14 protein-coding genes are annotated in these 17,102 nt (G+C 61.8%); 3 read left to right on the top strand and 11 right to left on the bottom strand.

What is annotated here, in order from left to right; genetic code table 11:
- Nucleotides 1-48: 48 nt before the first annotated feature.
- Nucleotides 49-213 (bottom strand): FmdB family zinc ribbon protein, encoded by a 165-nt coding sequence (locus tag DK391_RS23020; protein WP_109480296.1) that lies wholly within the window; start codon nt 211-213, stop codon nt 49-51.
- A gap of 280 nt (nt 214-493) precedes the next feature.
- Here DK391_RS23020 and DK391_RS23015 point away from each other — a divergent pair, with 280 nt between their 5' ends.
- Nucleotides 494-2,416: an SMP-30/gluconolaconase/LRE-like region family protein gene (locus tag DK391_RS23015; protein ID WP_109480295.1), complete on the top strand. Its 1,923-nt coding sequence runs from the start codon at nt 494-496 to the stop codon at nt 2,414-2,416.
- A 31-nt stretch (nt 2,417-2,447) separates the two neighbouring features.
- Here DK391_RS23015 and DK391_RS23010 read toward each other — a convergent pair whose 3' ends face one another.
- The 4 genes from DK391_RS23010 to DK391_RS22995 all read right to left on the bottom strand — a co-directional run bounded on the left by DK391_RS23010 (nt 2,448) and on the right by DK391_RS22995 (nt 5,815).
- A complete protein-coding gene (locus DK391_RS23010; RefSeq protein ID WP_109480294.1) occupies nt 2,448-3,596 on the bottom strand; it encodes an acyltransferase in 1,149 nt (382 codons plus the stop codon).
- A 151-nt stretch (nt 3,597-3,747) separates the two neighbouring features.
- Nucleotides 3,748-4,362 carry a hypothetical protein gene (locus tag DK391_RS23005; protein ID WP_109480293.1) on the bottom strand — a complete coding sequence of 205 codons (615 nt, stop codon included), beginning with the start codon at nt 4,360-4,362 and terminating at the stop codon, nt 3,748-3,750.
- Nucleotides 4,363-4,426: 64 nt separating this feature from the next.
- On the bottom strand, nt 4,427-5,218 hold the full coding sequence (locus tag DK391_RS23000; RefSeq protein WP_109480292.1) for a molybdopterin-dependent oxidoreductase: 792 nt from the start codon (nt 5,216-5,218) through the stop codon (nt 4,427-4,429).
- Between the two features lie 3 nt (nt 5,219-5,221).
- Nucleotides 5,222-5,815, bottom strand: coding sequence for a cytochrome b/b6 domain-containing protein (locus DK391_RS22995; protein WP_109480291.1), 594 nt, complete (start codon nt 5,813-5,815; stop codon nt 5,222-5,224).
- A 374-nt stretch (nt 5,816-6,189) separates the two neighbouring features.
- On the opposite strand from DK391_RS22995, the gene DK391_RS22990 reads away from it, so the two are divergent.
- On the top strand, nt 6,190-8,382 hold the full coding sequence (locus tag DK391_RS22990; protein WP_109480290.1) for a TonB-dependent receptor: 2,193 nt from the start codon (nt 6,190-6,192) through the stop codon (nt 8,380-8,382).
- 14 nt (nt 8,383-8,396) lie between these two features.
- Here DK391_RS22990 and DK391_RS22985 read toward each other — a convergent pair whose 3' ends face one another.
- Nucleotides 8,397-9,050, bottom strand: coding sequence for a DsbA family oxidoreductase (locus tag DK391_RS22985; protein WP_109480289.1), 654 nt, complete (start codon nt 9,048-9,050; stop codon nt 8,397-8,399).
- Between the two features lie 175 nt (nt 9,051-9,225).
- Between DK391_RS22985 and fusA the strand changes: the two genes are divergently transcribed.
- On the top strand, nt 9,226-11,271 hold the full coding sequence (fusA, locus tag DK391_RS22980; RefSeq protein ID WP_109480288.1) for an elongation factor G: 2,046 nt from the start codon (nt 9,226-9,228) through the stop codon (nt 11,269-11,271).
- Between the two features lie 9 nt (nt 11,272-11,280).
- On the opposite strand, the gene DK391_RS22975 is transcribed toward fusA, so the two are convergent.
- The 5 genes from DK391_RS22975 to DK391_RS22955 all read right to left on the bottom strand — a co-directional run bounded on the left by DK391_RS22975 (nt 11,281) and on the right by DK391_RS22955 (nt 16,969).
- Complete coding sequence (locus tag DK391_RS22975) at nt 11,281-11,919, bottom strand: DUF2894 domain-containing protein (RefSeq protein ID WP_109480287.1); 639 nt, start codon at nt 11,917-11,919, stop codon at nt 11,281-11,283.
- On the bottom strand, nt 11,912-12,559 hold the full coding sequence (locus DK391_RS22970; RefSeq protein ID WP_109480286.1) for an OmpA family protein: 648 nt from the start codon (nt 12,557-12,559) through the stop codon (nt 11,912-11,914). The genes DK391_RS22975 and DK391_RS22970 overlap by 8 nt, the downstream gene beginning before the upstream one ends.
- Nucleotides 12,556-14,994, bottom strand: coding sequence for a DUF802 domain-containing protein (locus DK391_RS22965; RefSeq protein ID WP_109480285.1), 2,439 nt, complete (start codon nt 14,992-14,994; stop codon nt 12,556-12,558). Before DK391_RS22965 ends, DK391_RS22970 begins: the two co-directional genes overlap by 4 nt.
- 10 nt (nt 14,995-15,004) lie before the next feature.
- Nucleotides 15,005-15,760 (bottom strand): DUF3348 domain-containing protein, encoded by a 756-nt coding sequence (locus DK391_RS22960; protein ID WP_109480284.1) that lies wholly within the window; start codon nt 15,758-15,760, stop codon nt 15,005-15,007.
- Nucleotides 15,761-15,955: 195 nt separating this feature from the next.
- The gene (locus DK391_RS22955; RefSeq protein ID WP_109480283.1) at nt 15,956-16,969 is read right to left on the bottom strand and encodes an alcohol dehydrogenase; all 1,014 of its coding nucleotides are present in this window, start codon (nt 16,967-16,969) and stop codon (nt 15,956-15,958) included.
- Nucleotides 16,970-17,102: the final 133 nt, after the last annotated feature.

Here is a 17,102-nt window from a genome sequence, read left to right as displayed (position 1 = left end):
TGGTTGCATCGACGTGTCTCGCTTATGTCACGCGTCGATGTGCCACATCTAGCTCTTGCGCGAAGTCTTTGCGACGAATGGCGCCGGTGCATGCTGCACCTTTTCGCTGCCGCATTTAGGGCATTTCAGTTGCACTGTTGCGTGTTCTGCGACGTGCTCGGCGTGTTCAAACTTCTCCTCACAACTTTCGCAACGATACTGATAGGTCGGCATGCTGATTCTCCGATGCGGAAACACTGGATGCGCAGACAAAGCCGCATCGCCGCAAAAACGCATGCGGCATTAACCCATTCTAGTGCGGCATGCATAACCTGAAGATTTTTTCGTCACGCTGCTTGCCGCCGACGCGATGCGCAAAGCATGTTCTTCGATGCGTCGAATTATCCAACTCGCGTTTTCTGCACTTGCGTTCGCGTATCGACACCTATTTGAATAAATGGGCACTTAAAATTTCCTGCATCGCTATGGATGGCTCTACAGGAGAACATGCCGAATGTCCAAATATCGAATACGTTTTCATGCGCTGTGCTTCGGCGTTCTTATGGCAATGCTTTGCTCGCTTGCTCACGCGCAATACACCACTGACTGGCTCGCCAATACGTATGGCACGCTCGCCACGCATGTCGGCAACGGTGCACGTTCGATGTGGGTCGCACCGGAAGGCGTGATTTATACGGCATCGCTGTGGGACGAGAACGAAGGTGGCGTCGCGATCTATCAGAACGGACGCAGCATGGGATCGATCGGCATTCACAGCGAGTTCCAGGGCAGCGCCATTACTGGCAATGCAACGTCGATCTTTGCGGCGATGCAGGCAGGCACGCAATACGGCAGCGGCGGCGTGGGACGATACAACCGCGCGACGGGCACACGCGATCTCGTCATCAACGTCAGTTCATGGAACACGCTGACGCGTGTCGATGCGATCACCGGTCTCGCGACAACGGGCTCGACACTCTACGCAAGCGACTTCTTCGGCAATCGCGTGCGCGTCTTCACGACCGACGGCGCGTGGCTGCAGGACATCGCCGTTTCAGGGCCAGGCGCGCTTGCGCTGGATAGCGCGGGCAACCTGTGGGTCGCGCGCAAGAGTGCGGGCATCGTCGTCGAATATGGTCCTACGGGCGCATTGCTGAACACGATCGCGATGGATGCAACCTCGCGCCCTTCCGCGCTATATGTCGATACCTCGACAGGGCTGCTGATGGTCGGCGACGAAGGCCCTGACATGAATATCAAGCTCTACAACGTGACGGGCACGCCGCAACTGGCCGGCACGTTCGGTGTTCAAGGCGGTTATCTCGACAGCACGACAGGCACGCGAGGTCAGGTGGGCGACAAGCGGTTCACGCGTATAGAAGGCATCGGCAAGGACTCGGCTGGCAATCTCTATGTCCTCAACAATCCGTGGGGCGGCGGCTGGGATCTGGGCCGCAACGGTGGCACCGACATTCACGCGTACAACAGCGCGGGCACGCTGCTATGGAAACTGCAGGCGCTCAACTTCGAGGCCGTCGCTGCGCCCGACCCGGTGACGGATGGCGCGCTGTTTTATAGCGGCACGAATATCTATTCAGGCACGGCAGGCGGCACGTTTGTCGCGAACACCGTCGATCCTTTCTCGTATCCGAATGACCCGCGACTCAACGTCAACGACACGCAACGCGACGAGCACTTCGGCCAGCTTGTCAGCGTGGGCGGCAATCGCATTCTCGTTGCATCGGGACAAAACCCGGCTATCTTCTACTTCTACCATTTCGAACCGTCGAAGGGTTATATCGCAGTGCCGGACGGATCGCTGCCCGGCGCCGCGTTCAATACGACCCGATCGATCACGGCGGGATTCAGCATCGATAGCAAGGGCGACATCTGGGCCGGACTCGATCGCACGAATCACATCTATCACTATCCGCTAACGGGCTTCGATGGATACGGCAAGCCGAGCTGGGGCGCCGCCATCGCGCTGCCGGTGCCAATGAGCATTCGCCCGCTGACGCGCATCATCTATCTCGCCGAAAGCGACACGATGATTCTTGCGCAAGGCATAGCAGGCAGTTCGGACTGGACCGCGATGAGCACGCGTATCGAGGTGTATCACGGCTGGAGTGCGGGCAACATGACGCGCCCCGACCCGGTGATCAATCTGACCAGCGCGAATGCGAAGTCGATGACGGCAGCGGGCAACTATCTGTTCGTCGGCTATGTGCACACGGTGCCCAATATCGACGCGTTCAATCTCACTACGGGCCAACTCGCCACCACGCTGACCAATTCGAATCCCGGCAATGTCGATGTCGGCAATGACGTGGATTCGATGTATGGCTTACGCGCCTATCTGAGATCGACGGGCGAATACATGATCACGAAAGACAACTACAACGGCACGAGCATGATCGTGTATCGCTGGACGCCTTAATTGCAACACCCACGGGCTGCGCCGCTGCCGCTCACGCGGCGGGCGCGCCCGGCACATCCGGCGAGTACTTTCGCAGCCGTTGCGAAATGACATGCGACGGCTTCTCGACGAGGCGATAGAACGCGTAGCTAATGGCAAACGCCAACGCCACTTCGACGAACCACGCGTAACGCGATGCTTCATCGAATGCCGTCATTTCGAGTAGCGCCAGCGCAGTCTTGTGGCATAGGTAAAGGCTGTACGACCACGCGCCGAACACGGCGAGAACGGACCACACGCGTGATTGCGAAGGCGTCGCCGTTTCCGTTGCGATCCAGATGGCCGCGAGGAACTGGAATACCGGCAAGCTGATATCCGGCGTGATCAGCGGCAGCATCGCAGGCTTGAGGCTCGATTCCGACAGCAGGATCATCACGAATGCGCCTGCTGCGACGACGACCACGCGCAACGCGACAAGATGATTGGCGAGCGCACGCGTGCTCACATCGAGGCCGCGCTTCATTGCCAGCGTGAGCGGCGAATACGCGCCGCGAATCTGGAATTGCGCCGCATTGCGCTGCGATTCTGCAATCAGACATCCGGCAATCCAGCCTGCTGCGTAAAGCAAAGCCGTACCCGGCACGTGGTAGGTTTCAATCACGCAGCCGTGGCACGCGGGATGCCCCAACAGCCGCACGCACGCGACCATCACACCCGCCATCAACACACAGCCGACGATCATTTCGCCGATGTGAGAAAACCGCGGCCGCAAAAACGGATAGACCGCGTAGTACACCATTTCGCAGTAAAGCGACCACAACACGGATTCCAGATAGTTCTGTCCGGCCGGCAATGGCTGCACGACGCATAAGAGCACGATCAGCGGCAATCCAATACGGACGAAGCGCGATGCGTAATAGTTGATTGGCTTGAGCGCGACATCCTTGTGATATGCGGCATGAATGCAATACCCGGAAATCACAAAGAACACAATCACGGCAGCCGGCCCGGCAAATAGCGCGGTAGCACCCGACCACAACGCGCCGCCCAGAAACGAAAGCTGATGCGGCAGCAACTGCCTGAAGAGAGGCGGCTTGAAGTGGTACATCAGCACCCAGAACGCCGCGAGAAATCGAATCGCGTCGATCTTCAATGATTTCCCGGCATTCACCGACGCCGGCAGCTTCATGCTATTCGCCATTTCTTTGTCCTTTTTTATTACGGCTGCGACGATCTTATCGCCGCAGCCAATAACAAAAATGGAAAAAAATTGGCGAAATTAATCCGCTGACGCCTGAGCTTTCATGCCCAGGCGTCAGCAAAGCGGTTCAGCAAAGCACTCGCGCCAGCGATTACATCGGCGGCGCGACACCATCCTTTTCGACCACGACGCGCTGCGCAACATACGCACCTTGCGAAGCCGGCGTTGCGACCACGAACACCTTCTTGCCAGGCGTCAGGTCGCTATGCGCGGCGGGCGTGAAGGTCACGATGGGCACATTAGGCGGCACCGTCACGACATTGCTGCCGCCCTTGTACGACAGCTTCAGGTCGCGCCCGCTCGTGCTCTGCACGACGGTATCGACATTCGCATTGGTCATCGAGCTGTTCGGCCCGAGATCCCATGCGTAGTGCCCTTCGCCCGTGCCGCGCGCGGACTCGGGGAATACGACCACTTCCGTCGCCGTCAGCTTGCCGTCGGTGCCCGTGGTCGCCGCCGTGCCGATGAACGAACCCGGCTTGATATCCGACAGTTGCATCGACTTGACTGCCGACACCGTCACCGCCGGTTTCACTTCGATCGACACCGTATCGCCGCTGCGGCGATGCACCTTGAGCGTATCGCCGTCGAGCGACACGATTTCTCCGCGAATGCGCGAAGGCTTCACGGCCGGCGTCTGCGCGAGCGCAGCTGTCGCCAGCGTGGCTGTCACGAGCGTGGCAACGAGTTTGATGCGGAAAGACATGGAAGCTCCCGAATAGTTGGTTTAGGTGCGTTTAAGTGCGGCGAGAGAGAACAACGTCAAGGCGTCACGAGCCGCCGAACCAGTTGTAGCCCTGGTTCTCCCAGTACCCGCCCGGATACTGGTTCGTGATTTCAATCGAAACGATATGCTTCGGATTCTTGTAGCCAAGCTTGGTCGGCATGCGCAGCTTCATGGGAAAGCCGTACTTCGGCGGCAGTACTTCGCCGTCGTAGGTCAGCGTGAGCAAGGTCTGCGCGTGCAGCGCCGTCGGCATGTCGATGCTGGTCCAGTAGTTGTCCGCGCAACGCAGCGACACGTACTTCGCCGTGGTGTCGGCACCCGAGCGGCGCAGGAAATCGGCGAAGCGCACGCCGCCCCAATGACCGATCGCACTCCATCCCTCGATGCAGATATGGCGCGTGATCTGGCTTTCCTGCGGCAGTGCGCGCAGTTCGTCGAGCGTCCATACGCGCTTGCCGTGCGCGAGGCCGCCGATCTGCAAGTGGTAATTCGCAGCATCGACTTCGGGTACGTCGTCGATGTCATAGAACGCGTTGAATGGAAACGGCTTTGTGATCATCGACTCGGGATACGTCGGCGCGAGCTTGTTCGGATCGAACAGCGCGGCCTGCACGTCGTCGTTGAAAAACGAAATACGGCGCAGCGCGGTATTCACGGTCTTGTCGTTGCTCAGGTCGCAACCGGAGAGCAGCGCGATACCGCCGAGCGTCAGCAGCCGCTGACCGAACAGACGCCGCGCGGGCGATTTGAGTTCGCGCTGGGCATCACGGATGATCGACTCGCCATGGGTTGCGAGAAACGAGCCGGGCTGTGGGGTTCGCTTTCTGATCGTCATGATTCAGCGCCCCCGGATCATCAGCAGCAACGAACGCGGCACGAGCGCAACCATCACCACGTGCACGACGAAGAACGCCACCAGCACGCTCATGCAGACGAAGTGCACGATGCGCGCATTGTCGTAACCGCCCATCAGCGTGCGCAGCAGCGGAAACTGCACCGATTTCCACACGGCCAGCCCGGACAGCACGATCAGCACGATATCGGCGATGACGACCAGATACGCAAACTTCTGGATCGCGTTGTAGTGCGCGAGATCGTCGTGCTTCAGGCGTCCGCGCAAAGCGGCGAACAGATCGGTCACGATCTGCTTCGGCGTGAGCGGCAACAGTTTCCTGCTGAAGCGCCCCGACGCCACGGTGAAGGCGAGATACACGATGAAATTCGCGACCAGCAACCACATGACCGCGAAGTGCCATTGCAGCGCGCCGCCAAGCCAGCCGCCTAGCGTGATCGAAGGAGAAAACTGGATGACGGGGAAGATCGGCGACGCATCGTAGATCTGCCAGCCGCTCATGACCATCAGCACGACCGCTAACGCATTGATCCAGTGCGTGATCCGCACCCACCCCGGTTGAACCGTGTTGCGACTCAAGAGCTTTCCTCGCTTGATGTTATGAGTCCCGGCATGACGCTCCACACGTCCGCACATGAGCGGGCGCGCGCGGGACAGACTCTGCGACACAGGAGCTAACGCAATCGATTCCGGGTTATTCCATCGGCTTCGAAGATTTTTTTCTTGCGATCCGGTTTCAATCAGCTTGCAAATACAACCATTCGATCCTGTTGCATCTCGCCAACCGACGATTGCTTTACTTTAGTGTTATGTTATAACATCGCCATCGTGATTTCTTGCAGCAACGAGAAAGCGGAGAGTCAGACAAAAAGCAGTTCATCAAGCCGCGTGAGTCACTATCGCGCGGGTCGAACGAAAACAGGTTCATCGCATGTTTCATTCATAGGATTCCTATGGATTGGACACGCTCGCGCCTGAAAAACGCATCACTCAACGACATCGAGCACACAATAAAAATGCGCAACCACACACCCATCAAGTACGCCACGCTGATACTCTTCGCGGCCGCTTCACGCGTATCGGCGGCGACGGCAGACACTTCCGCGCCCACCGACAGCGTCACCGCGACGCAAGAGATGAGCGACGTGAAGATCAGCGCCAAACGTCTCGATGATGTCCGCAACGGCTTATTGCCCGAAACGGGCAGCAGCGTCTATCGCTTCACGCAGGACGACATTGATACGCTCCCCGTCGGCCAGGACACGCCGCTCAATCAGGTGCTGCTGCAGGCGCCCGGTGTCGCGCAAGACTCTTACGGCCAGTTGCATGTGCGCGGCGATCACGCGAATCTTCAGTACCGCATCAACGGCATCATCATTCCGGAGCCGATCAGTGGCTTCGGCCAGTCGCTCGATACGCGCATCATCGATCAGGTCAATCTGCTGACGGGCGCGCTGCCCGCGCAGTACGGCTATCGCACGGCGGGCATCGTCGATATCCGCACCAAAACGGGCGACGAAGGCAACGGCGGCTCGGTCAGCGTGTTCGGCGGCAGCCATCAGACCATCAAGACCAGCGCCGATGTATACGGCAGCCAGGGACCGTTCAGCTACTACCTGAGCGGCTCGCTCGGCGTGAACAATCTGGGCATCGAGAATCCGACGGCGAGCGCCAATGCGATTCACGATCACACGCGTCAAGGCGACGCATTCGGCTATCTGTCGTACATCATCGATCCGCAGACGCGCGTGAGCGTGCTGTTCGGCACGACCAGCAACCAGTTCGAGATTCCGAATACGCCGGGCCTGCCGACCAGCTTCACGCTCAACGGCAACAGCACCTTCGATTCATCGCAACTCAACGAAACGCAATCGGAGTTGAACCAGTTCGCTGCCGTCGCGTTGCAAGGCACGAACGGCGGTGCATTCGATTATCAGGTGGCGCTGTTCACGCGCTATACGCGCACGAAGTTCAATCCGGATCCTGTCGGCGATCTGCTGTTCAATGGTGTGGCGTCGGAAGATTTTCACAGCAACTCGGCCAACGGCGCGCAAGTCGATACCACCTGGCGTCTGAACGATAAACACACGATACGCGCGGGCCTGTTTTTCCAGCAGGAACATGCGGTATTCGACAACAGCGTGAACGTATTTTCTGTCGATGAAAACGGCAATCAGCTATCCGATCAACCGTTCAACATTCAGGACAACAGTAGCAAGACAGGCTATCTATACAGCCTGTATGCGCAGGACGAATGGAAAGTCACCGACCGTCTCACGCTGAACTACGGTCTGCGCTACGACCGCATGGATGAATACACGAGCGCGAGCCAGTTGAGCCCGCGCATCGGCATGGTGTACACGCTCACGCCGACCACCACCGTGCACGCGGGCTACGCACGTTACTTCACGCCGCCCGCGTTCGAACTGGTGTCCGGCTCGACGATCTCGAAGTTCAACGGCACGACGAACCAGAGCCCGTCGAACCAGAACGACCCTGTGCAGCCGGAACGCAGTCATTACTTCGATATCGGCATTACGCAGAAGGTCGGCTCGGCGCTCACGCTCGGGCTCGATGCGTACTACAAGAAATCGACCAATCTGCTCGACGAAGGCCAGTTCGGCACCGCGTTGATCTACACGCCGTTCAACTATCAGTACGGCAAGACCTACGGCGTCGAATTCACGGCCAACTACCGGCAGGGCAACGTGTCCGGCTATCTGAACCTCGCATACAGCCGCGCGCAGGGCAAGCAGATCAGTTCAGCGCAGTTCAACTTCGATCCCGACGAACTGGCCTTCATCAACAGCCACTGGGTGTTTCTTGATCACGACCAGCGCGTGACGGCTTCATTCGGCGGCGCGTACGATTTCGGCAAGACCACGTTCACCTTCGATGGCCTGGTCGGCAGCGGATTGCGCAGCGGCTTTGCGAACACCGCCCGTCTGCCCGTCTATGCACAGGTCAATCTCGGCGTGATCCAGCACTTCAACCAGCCGCTGATCGGCAAGTTCGATGCACGCCTTGTCGTGATGAACGCGTTCAACCGTGTGTATGAACTGCGCGACGGTTCGGGCATCGGTGTTGGCGCGCCGCAATACGCGCCGCATTTCGCGGTGTATGCGGGCGCGACCAAATACTTTTAACGCGCCGAGATAACTCAGGCGCTGGCTTCCTCTTCGGCCAGAATCTGCTGGATCACCTGCTCGAATGCTTCGACGGGCTGGCCGCCCGTCACCAGGTATTTCTGATTGAAGATGATCGACGGCACTGACTGAATGCCCATTGCCTGGAACTGTTCCTCTTCGGCGCGGACCTTGTCGGCATAGTCGTTGCCGCTCAGCACCGCGCGGGCTTTGTCAGCATCGAGACCGACGGATTGCGCAGCTTCGACCAGCACGTCATGATTGCTCGGGTCCTTGCCGTCGCCGTGATACGCCTGCAACAACGCGAGCTTGAGCGGCAACTGCTTGCCTTCGATACCCGCCCAGTACATCAGCCGATGCGCATCGAACGTGTTGTACACGTAGTTGCGCGGCCCGAACGTAAAACCGACATCTGCGCCGCGCTCGCGGATCATCGCCTGCGTTTCTTCGATTTGCGCGGGCGTGCGGCCATACTTCTTGCCGAGATACTCGACAATCGCCTCGCCTTCCGGCCCCATCTGCGGATTGAGTTCGAACGGATGCATCGCGAACTCGGCGTTCACTTTGTCGCCGAGGTTCGCAACGGCTTGCCGCAGCGAAGCAAGGCCGATGGCGCACCACGGGCAGGCAATATCGGAGACAAAATCGATTCTGAGCTGTTGGGTCATGACGTGGCTGATCAAATGAATAGGGGTGACGATCGGACCACCTTATCAGAAACAGGTGCGATCGTTTTTACCGCGCCGCAGCATACCCGAGAACGCAATTTCTTGTGCGCCGTCTGGCAGGACGCGCCATTTTCACCAATAATGGCCGAATAACTGTCGCAGAATGAGGACGGCCATGGATTACCCACCCGAAGCCATCCGTACCATCGCGTTGGTCGGCCCCGCCGGTTGCGGCAAAACCTCGCTAATCGAGGCGCTGCTCAAGGACGGAGGCGCGATCCACGCGGCAGGCAGCGGCGATCGAGGGTCGACCGTCTGCGACTTCGATCCGCTGGAGCGCAAATACCACCACTCGCTCTCCTCCGCGATCGCCCATCTGCAATACCAGAACACCCGCATCTACCTCGCCGATACCCCCGGCTACCCCGACTTCTCCGGCCTCTCCATCAGCGCGCTGCCCGCCGTCGAAACCGCGGCCATCGTGATCAACGCCCGCACCGGCATCGAAATGACCACGCGCCGCATGATGGCGTGGGCCGAGTCGCGCAAGCTGTGCCGGATCATCGTCGTGAATGGCATCGACGGCGACAAGGTGAATCTGCCCGAACTGCTCGCCGAGATTCAGGAGACTTTCGGCAACACCTGTCTGCCTATCAACCTGCCCGCGCAGGGCGCGCATGCCGTGGTCGACTGCTTCTTCAATCCATCCGGCGAATCGGATTTTCTGAGCGTGGCGTCCGCGCACGATGCACTCGTCGATCAGGTGATCGAACTCGACGCCAAGCTGATGGAGCTGTATCTCGAACAGGGGGAAGCGATCAAGCCGGAGCAGTTGCATGAACCGTTCGAACGCGCGCTGCGCGAAGGTCATCTCGTGCCCGTCTGCTTTACGTCGTCGGCGACGGGTGCAGGCATCCGCGAACTGCTCGATGTGTTCGTCAAGCTGTTGCCCAATCCGCTCGAAGGCAATCCGCCGCTCTTCTATCGCGATGTCGATGGCAGGCGCGACACCGTGCAGGCCGAGCCTGATCCGAACAAGCATGTGCTCGCGCACGTGTTCAAGATCGTCATCGATCCGTACATCGGCAAGATGGCCGTGTTCCGCATCCATCAGGGCACCGTGCGGCGTGACAGTCAGCTCTATATCGGCGATGCGCGCCAGCCCTTTCGCGTCGCGCATCTGATGCTGCTGCAAGGCAAGGATCACGAAGAAGTCTCGCAGGCCGGTCCCGGCGAGATCTGCGCGACCGCGAAAGTCGACGAGATTTTCTTCGACGCCGTGCTGCACGACGCGCCCGAAGACGGCAACATCCATCTCGCGCCGCTCGATTTCCCGACGCCGATCTACGGCCTCGCGATCGAGCCGGAGCGGCGCGGCAATGAACAGCGTCTGTGGGAGATCCTGCAGAAGCTCGCGGCGGAAGATCCGTGCTTGCGGATCGAACATCCTGTGGGCACCAACGAAACCGTCGTGCGCGGATTAGGCGAACTGCATCTGCGGCACATGCTGGAGCGGCTCACCGATCAATACAAGCTCGCCGTCATCACGCGGCCGCCGAAGATCGCGTATCGCGAGACGATTGGCGGCAAGGCGGAAGGCCATCATCGGCACAAGAAGCAGACAGGCGGCGCCGGTCAGTTCGGTGAAGTGATGCTGCGCGTCGAGCCGCTGCCGCGTGGTGCGGGCTACGAATTCGTCGATGCCGTGAAGGGTGGCGCAATCCCAGGCCAGTTCATGCCAGCCGTTGAAAAAGGCATTTTGCAGGTGATCGAAAACGGTCCGCTGGCAGGCTTTCCGATGCAGGACGTGCGCATCACCGTGTTCGACGGCAAGAGCCATCCCGTCGATTCAAAGGAAGTCGCGTTCGTCACAGCGGGCCGCAAGGCATTTATCGACGCGATCCTGAAGGCGCAGCCGATTCTGCTCGAGCCTGTCGTGAACATCGAGGTGATGACGCCCGAGGCGACGATGGGCGACATCATCGGCGATCTGTCGTCGCGGCGGGCGCAGGTGCAAGGCACGCGCAATCTGGCGGGGCATGCCGTCGTGGTAGCGGGGAAAGTGCCGCTATCGGAACTGGCCGACTATCAGTCGCGGCTCAATGCGATTGCGGGCGGGCACGGCAATTACAGCATCGAGTTGAGCCACTACGATCCTGTTCCGCCGAACCAGCAGGACAAGCTCGCGTCGCAGTACAGGAAGCATGACGATCCAGGCTGACGCGCCCGGTCAGCGCGACTTCGCCCGTCCGCCCTTCTTCGTGCTCACGGCGCGCGGCACTTCCTTGACGGGCAGCGTGCCGACGCCTGTGATCTGCTCCATCCACGTCAACGCATCGACATACGACAGAAACTGCTGCAGATAACCCGGCGACAACTCGCGCATCAGCGAAAGCGAACGATGCACGAGGCTGCTCGAATTGAGCGGCCCCGCATTGCCCGGCACCTGTTCGAGCGACTGTCGCAACTGCTTCTCGGCGCTGACCTTCGACCACGTTTCGCGGAAGTAGTCGAGCGCTTTCAACTCGGAACGCACGGCTGGACTGAGCGCATCGGCTTCTTCATCCGGCTTTGCGTGGCTGGCAATGTAGTCGACCAGTTCGGCCAGCGGTCCGCGCGTGTTCGCGCTCTGAGCCTGCACATCATCAGGCTCGCCACGGCCCGCGAGATCGCATGCATACGCATCGAGCAAAACCGCGAGCCGAGCATCGAGCAGACGGCGCGCTTCGCCTTCGTGCGTGGCCGCACGCCGCGCCATTGCATCGATGAAGTGAAAGCGCAGTGGATCGAAACGGTCGGCGCCCTGCTCGCGCCATGCGTCGAGCGTCGCCTGCACGTCCATCGCGCTTGCGATTGCTGCGTTACTCATGCGCGCCGCCGCCCGACGACGACGGCCTCGGCACTGCCGCAATTTCCACGCGACGGTTCTTCGCCCGACCCTCGCTGTCCGCGTTCGAACTCACCGGCTGCTCGGAGCCGAACGCCGCTGCGAATACCGACGACGCAGGAATGCCCGCATCGATGACCGAACGCGTCACCGTCAGCGCGCGTTGCGCCGACAGTTCCCAGTTATCGGCGAAGCGCCGGTTGCCCGAGCGCACCTGCTGGTCGTCGGCAAAGCCGCTCACCATCAGGATTTCGTCGTGCGAGCGCAGATACGCGGACAGCGGCCCGGCGAGGCTTTTCAGCAGATCTCGCCCCTGCGGTTGCAACTGGTCGGAGTTCAGCGCAAACAGCACGTTGCCGCTGATGCCGATACGCCCGATCACCAGCGTCACGCGCCCGGCAGCGAGCGGCCCCGCGAGCGCCTGTTCCAGCGTCATGCGGCGCTGCGCTTCCATCTGACGCTGCTTGACGGCATCGTCGAGACGCGCGGACAACTCCAGCTGCACGCCGATCACCCCGACCAGAATCAGCACGAACGCGCCCAGCAGCACCGAAATCAGATCGCTGAAGGCCGCCCAGATGGGTGTGGTCGGCTCGACGCCGCCGTCGATATCCTCGTTCATGCCGCGTCAGCTCCCGCCGAAGCGCGCTGGTTCGCCAGCTGCTGCAAGTCTTCGACGATCTGCTTCTGCGACAGCATGCTCAGGTCGATCACCTCGCGCGCCTGCGCGACGTAGTACGCAAGCTGCTCGTCGCTGCGTGCCAGCGACTTGTCGAGCGCGGCTTCGATGCGTTGCAGATGCGTCATCAGCTTGTCGTTCGATTCGCCGAACCCGCGCACCGCTGCGCCGAACGCTTCGCCCAGGCTCGCCACTTCGACGGAACTGCCCGCCACCTGCGCAGCGACATTGCCGAGCTTGCGCGTTTCGGCTTCGACCTTGTCGGTGAACTGCGTGCCGACACGCTCCAGCAAACCTGCCGACGTCGACACCAGCGCATCGACAGCCGTGCGCTGTTCCGTCGACGCGTGGTTCACCGCGTCCAGCAGCGTTTCGAGCGTGGCCAGCAAGCGGCTGCGCTCTTCGAGCATCGCGGTATCGCGGACCATGCTGTCGGAGAGCTTCTGGCGCAGTTCGGCGACCACTTCCGCCGCCGCGCGCGGCGCTTCCGATGCAGCCTGCACCAGCCGCGAAATCTCGGCGATCGTGCTGCTTGCGTGTGCCTGGGTCTGCTCCGAAAACTCGCGCGCCGTTTGCGCGAGCGTGTCGCTGATCGCCTGCTGATGGCTCGCGTTGCGTTCGCCGGCTTCATCCCATTGACGGTTCAAGGTCGCGGCGACACTTTCGAGCGACGCGCGCCACGTGGCCAGCCGTTCTTCGTCGCGCGACGCCAGTTCCGTCTGCAGACCGGCGTGCGACTGATCGACCGCGCGCAACAGTGCCGCCGAGTGCTGTTCGAATGCGGCGGCAGCCGCCGTGAGCGCCGCGCGGTTGTGGTCCGCGAGCTTTTCGCCCGTTTGTTCCTGCTGGCTCAGCGCATCCGTCCATGCCTGCGAAACCTGTCCTGCCGTCGCGTCGAGGCGCGCCGAGACGTTGTCCAGCAGCGTGGTCGCGCGCTGTTCGAAGGTATGGTTAAAGCCTTCCAGCGACGCGCGCAGATCCTTGACCAGCGCTTCATGCGCGCTCTGATGGCCGGCCAGCGCGTTGTTCCACATATCGGCGACATTCGTCGTGGTCGATTCGAAACCGCTCGACAGACCATCGAGTTGACGCTGCACCGCCTGCTCGACGGTGGCCCGCAGCGACGCCATTTCGAGCGCGTGCGCGGCCATGGTCGCTTCCATCGCCGGCTGCAACGCGGCGCCCGCCGCGCGCGCGCTTTCCGCTGCGCCAGCCACCTGACCTGCGGCTGCATCGAGGCGCGCGGACACGCCGTCCAGCAGCGTCGCGGAACGTTGTTCGAAGGTCTGGCTGAAGCCTTCGAGCGAGCCGCGCAGATCGTGAACCAGCGTGTCGCTTGCGGACTGATGGTTGGTCAACGCTTTCGTCCACAGATCCGCGACCGTCGCCGTGCTGGCTTCGAAGCCGGTGGTCAATCCGTTGAGCTGACGCTGCACGGCGTGCTCGACCGTGTCGCGCAGCGAGGCCATTTCGCGCGCATGCCCCGCCATCGAAGCTTCCATCGCCGGCTGCAATGCGGCGCTCGCCGCGCGCGCGCGTTCCGCCGCGCTGTCCTTCAGCGATTGCGACACCGACGGCACCAGCCGCGCATACGCCGCTTCCGTCCGCCCATGGAACGCGTGCTGATTCGAAATCAGGCGTTCGTTGAGCGCGACGCCCTGCTGTTCGATGACGCCCATCATCGCCTGCAGGCGATCGACCAGCGCGGGCATCATGTCCGCCTGGCGCTGCATCAGCCTGAAGGTCTCGTCGCGTTTCTGGCTCTGCGAGACCGCGCGCAGGGTGGTCGCGAGCTTCGTGTCGAGCAGTTGCGCGGCCTGCGCGCGCTCGCGACGGCACAGCGCCGACAGCAGCCCGAGCCTCGCCGAGGTCGCCACGCCGGCAATCGAGGTGCCGAACGCAAAGCCCAACCCCTTGACGGGCGCCGCCAGCGACGCGCGGATTGCCTGCAGATCGGTCGCGCTTTCGAGCGCGGCGCCCGTGCCGCGCAGCGTCGTCACCATGCCGAGCAGCGTCCCCAGCATGCCGAGCAGCACCAGCAGGCCAACGAGGTACGGCGTGAGCGCCGGCCCCGGCAGCGCGACGCGCTCGCCTTCGATACGCAGCCGCACGCTATTGCGCAACCCCGGATGCAGCCGTTCGAGCCACGCGCCGAGAATCGGCGGTGCCTGCGTCAGTTCCGCGATTGCACGCGTGAGCGTCGACGTGGCCTGCTGATAGCGCTGCAATTCCAGCGCGCCCGCCACATAGCAGCCGATCACGAGCAGCGTCACGGCCAGCGCGAGCGGATTCGACACGATATAGCCTGCGCCGACCCATCCAGCAGCCATCAGACCTACGAGAAAAACAACGACTAAATCAATGCGATATCTGGACATGTCGTCCCAGTTAGCTGATGCGAAGGGCAGCCAGCAGCCCTTCGACCGGTTGAAAACGAATGTCGAGCTCGGCGAGCAGCACGCTTTGCATGTCCTTGCGGAACACGTCGAGCCACGCGCCAGGCTGCGCGCGCGTGGCGGCCGCGCCCGCCTGATCACGGCTGGCGCCTTCCGACTGAACCTGCGCCGCTTGCTCGGCCTGCGCTGCCTTCTGCAAGCGCTCGAAATGGCTTTTCAGCATGCCCGGCACCGCGCCGAGCAGACTGCGCTCACGCGCGCCGAGCGAACGCTCCATGATTGCGTCCACCACGGCGAGGCGCGTCATGTCCGGCGTCTGCGCTGCGAGCAGGCTGCGCAAACGGCCGCGCAGACTGCCGATGCGGGTTTCCATCGCCTGCTGCAGCGCGAGATAGCACTGACGGAAATCCGCGTAGCTGAGTTCGGCTTCGGCGGGCGCGTGGTGCGCCGATCCGCGCCGACGCTTGGGCGCGAGCACGCTGTCACCCGCGATCGCGTCCGCCAGCGCGGCACGCACGCGCGCGCTCTCGCTCCCGGCGCTGCCTGCACCGCGCGCGCCCGACGCAACGGCAGGCGGCGCAGTGTTGAGCGCCGTCGACAGCGCGATCGCATCCGTCCAGCCGAGCCACTGGCTCAACTGGTCCGATAGCGACTGGCTCGAGGCGCAAGCGTCGGCAGCCGTCAGGCGTGCGAGCAGGCGGACGAGCGTCGGGCCGCTGACCGCTGTGCGCTGAGGGGCTTGAACCATACCGACAAAAATTGTGAAAAGGCAGCATTTTACGCGCTGCGGGAGGCGACACGCCCTCGCGGGCTATCGATTGATAAAAGCAGAACTGCGGCGCATGCCGGGAACCCAGTCAATCCGGGGGAGAGCCGGGTTTTCGTCCGCCGTCGCGCGCCCGCGACGGCGGCTCTTGACATAGCCGATGCGCTAAAACTGCTGTTACATCGTCAGCACGACGCGAAAGCGCGCCGCGCCGCTCATCATCCGTTCGTACGCTTCGGCGGCGCGTTCGAGCGGATAGGTTTCGATCATCGGCTTGACGTCGGAGAGTGCGCTGAAGGCAAGCGTATCCTCGGAATCCGCCGACGAACCCGACGGCCAGCCCACCACTGCATTGCGCCCCATGATGAACTGCACGGGCGGCACTTCGATCGGCTTGTCGGCGACACCCAGTATGCTCAGCTTGCCGTCCAGCCCCAATCCGCCGAGCGTGGCCGTCATCGCGTCGCCGTTCGTGACCGTCGCGAGGATGACCTTCGCGCCGCCCAGCGCCTTCAGCGCCTCGGCTACGTTCTGCGAACGGCTGTCGATATAGTGATGCGCACCCAGTTGTTTCGCGAGCGGCGCCTTGTCCTCGCCACGCGCAATCGCGACCGTGCGGAAACCCATGCGCCGCGCGAACTGCACGCCAAGATGGCCCAATCCGCCAATGCCGAGAATCGCGACCGTATCGCCCGCGCGTGCACCGCTATTGCGCAGCGCATTGAAGGTCGTGATGCCGGCGCAAAGCAGCGGCGCGGCGTCGACATCGTTGAGATCTTCGGGCATGCGCGCCAGTGCTTCGACGGGCACAACCAGGTAATCCGCGTAGCCGCCGTCGTAGCTGATGCCGGGCACCTGCGCTTTCTCGCAGACCACGAAAAAGCCGCGCCTGCAATTCGCGCAATGGCCGCAGTGTCCACCGTGCCAGCCCACGCCGACCCGCTCGCCCGCCTTCCACCCTTCGACACCCGCGCCAAGCGTGTCGATCACGCCCGCCACTTCATGGCCCGGCACACGTGGAAACTGCAAGCCGGGCCATTGGCCTTCCTTGGTCAGCGAGTCGCTGTGACAGATGCCGCACGCCTGCACCTTGATCAGCACCTGGCCCGCGCCAGGCGCCGGTACATCACGCTCGACGAGTTCCAGCGCGGCGCCCGCGCTGCCCACCTGTACCGCTCTCATCTTTCGCATCGGTTTTGCTCCAGTCGAAGAACAGTCACTCCAGCGCGGCCGCGTTCACCGATATGCTGCGGCGAATACATCCGACATGCTGCATGACGATGCAGCCGGCTGGTCCGAAATGGATACTAGGTGGTGAATGGTG

This window comes from Paraburkholderia sp. C35, from assembly GCF_003121405.1.
Classification (GTDB): Bacteria; Pseudomonadota; Gammaproteobacteria; order Burkholderiales; family Burkholderiaceae; genus Paraburkholderia.
Note: the sequence above shows the minus strand (reverse complement) of the source record. Positions and strands in the feature narration are given on the sequence as shown.